Genomic DNA, 1289 nt, shown 5'->3' with positions numbered 1-1289 from the left:
GATAAAGCGATATATCAGTCTACTGACGGGGGTGCTCAAGGAAGAAATCGAGAGCGGTGAGGATCTACATAACTCCTCGCTGGCGCTGTGGGTGATATTGAAAAAGCACGAGGAGGTGGCGTCGGGTTGATATCCTCCTCTGCGTAGCGGAGGAATCCCGAACGGTGAGAGTTTCAGGCTTACATTCCAGTCAGTTGACTACCAGACCTTTCGGGTACGGGTAGTCCCACAGTGTCGGACTGGTGGACTGCTGGCCATGCCAAGTGGCCGTTACCCCTGTCTTCGACCGTGTACGGCGTCCCAGTGTTGTTTTTGCCACGGGAACGCAGGCAGCCATCACCTGAGTTGTGGGTATCGTCTGGTTTGCTTCGAGCAGTCCGCACAGACACACCTTTCGAGAATGTAGCGTTCACCAACTGCCCTTTCAGATACTGCCTCGTTACGCGGGTGGACAGGCCGCCTCTGAAGGACGGTTCGGAATCCGCTCCGTTCCGACCGATGAGCGGCCTGTCAGTTAAATCTCCGTATGTGAAACTCAAAAACAGACGTTCGGCTGGTGGATTGCTTCCCACCATGTCGGCTTCATCACCCGCCTGGGCGGGTGTATTCGCCTTCTACCTGTATAAAAAGAAAGCTGTGCGTGGCGAGTTTAAAACTCGGTAGCGGTACTACTCGTCGGCAGCCGCAAGAAGGAAGAACCAAGCGGCGGCGACGGCCTCGGCACCGGAGAGGTCCTGGCTGTCGAACCAGACAGCGAGGTCGTCGGCACGGTTGTAGGCGGTATCGACAAACTGGTCGTTGTGTTCGTGACCGTGGTTGACGGCGGCGGCGACGAGCTGGCCGACGCGTGCGAGGTCGGCTTCAAGATCGGCGCCCTTGGCAGGCTGGTCGGAATTGTGGTCGGTGCGGTCGATGTCGTCGTTGATGGACATGCGATTATCAAGAAGGGCGGAGCCAGCAGAGTGGTGACGAATCTCGCCTGCTGTCGTCGGATTAATATACACCGGACTGACGAACGGGTTGACGCTCTAATTTGTCGGGTCCCGAGTCAGTGTGTCCTGTGAGCGGCGATAGCCAATTGTCTGACTCGTTAGAGATAGTACTGACAGACCTCACGCGGAGTGCTGGCCGGTGCGTCTCCGCTTATCCAACCACTAAATGTCTCGTTGTCACCAAAGTGTTCCTGCCTGTCCAACCACCTCTGCTTCGTGCGGTCCCACACTTGAATAATCGCCTCCGAAGCTCCGTCGAATCCTGGTGCGAACTTCCTGCGGAATCGTTTGTCAAGT

General features: G+C 56.6%; 2 protein-coding genes. Both read right to left on the bottom strand.

Annotated elements, in window-relative coordinates; all coding sequences use genetic code 11:
- Positions 1–668: 668 nt before the first annotated feature.
- Positions 669–932 carry a hypothetical protein gene (locus Z052_RS12045; protein WP_099289055.1) on the bottom strand — a complete coding sequence of 88 codons (264 nt, stop codon included), beginning with the start codon at positions 930–932 and terminating at the stop codon, positions 669–671.
- Positions 933–1090: 158 nt separating this feature from the next.
- Positions 1091–1289: hypothetical protein (locus Z052_RS20740; RefSeq protein WP_206746946.1), on the bottom strand; the 199-nt coding region annotated here is incomplete at its 5' end.

Source organism: Halorubrum sp. C191, from assembly GCF_002727095.1.
GTDB lineage: Archaea > Halobacteriota > Halobacteria > Halobacteriales > Haloferacaceae > Halorubrum > Halorubrum ezzemoulense.
The sequence above is the reverse complement of the archived record's forward strand: the minus strand, read 5'-3'. Positions and strand labels throughout refer to the sequence as shown.

What these genes read in the sequence shown, in the direction of transcription:
- Z052_RS12045 (WP_099289055.1), bottom strand. Translation starts at nt 932, where the DNA reads ATGTCCATCAACGACGACATCGACCGCACCGACCACAATTCCGACCAG.